At 74.5% G+C, this 423-nt stretch carries 1 protein-coding gene; it reads left to right on the top strand.

The window, feature by feature from the left end; translation table 11 throughout:
- On the top strand, window positions 1–423 hold a 423-nt coding region (locus KDL01_RS42240; protein ID WP_212534312.1), incomplete at both ends, for a cobaltochelatase subunit CobN.

The raw sequence follows: 423 nt of genomic DNA, 5'->3' as shown, positions 1-423 counted from the left end.
GTGTGGGGGACGTCCGCGATGCGCACCCAGGGCGAGGACATCGCCGAGATCCTGGCGCTGCTCGGGTGCCGGCCGGTGTGGGACGACGCCTCGCGCCGGGTGACCGGCTTCGAGGTGGTTCCCCTGGAGGAGCTGGGCCGGCCGCGCATCGACGTCACGGTCCGCATCTCCGGGTTCTTCCGGGACGCGTTCCCGCACGTGGTGGGGCTGATCGACGACGCGGTACGGGCGGTGGCCGAGCGGGACGAGCCGGCCGACCGGAACTTCGTGAAGGCGCACGCCGACGAGGACACCGCCGAGCACGGAGACCGGCGCCGGGCCACGGCCCGCGTCTTCGGCTCCAAGCCGGGCGCGTACGGCGCCGGTCTGCTGCCGCTGATCGACGCCCGCAACTGGCGCTCCGACGCCGACCTCGCCGAGGTG

The organism is Actinospica durhamensis (assembly GCF_018139695.1).
In the GTDB taxonomy this organism is placed as follows: domain Bacteria; phylum Actinomycetota; class Actinomycetes; order Streptomycetales; family Catenulisporaceae; genus Actinospica; species Actinospica durhamensis.
The sequence above is the reverse complement of the archived record's forward strand: the minus strand, read 5'-3'. Positions and strand labels throughout refer to the sequence as shown.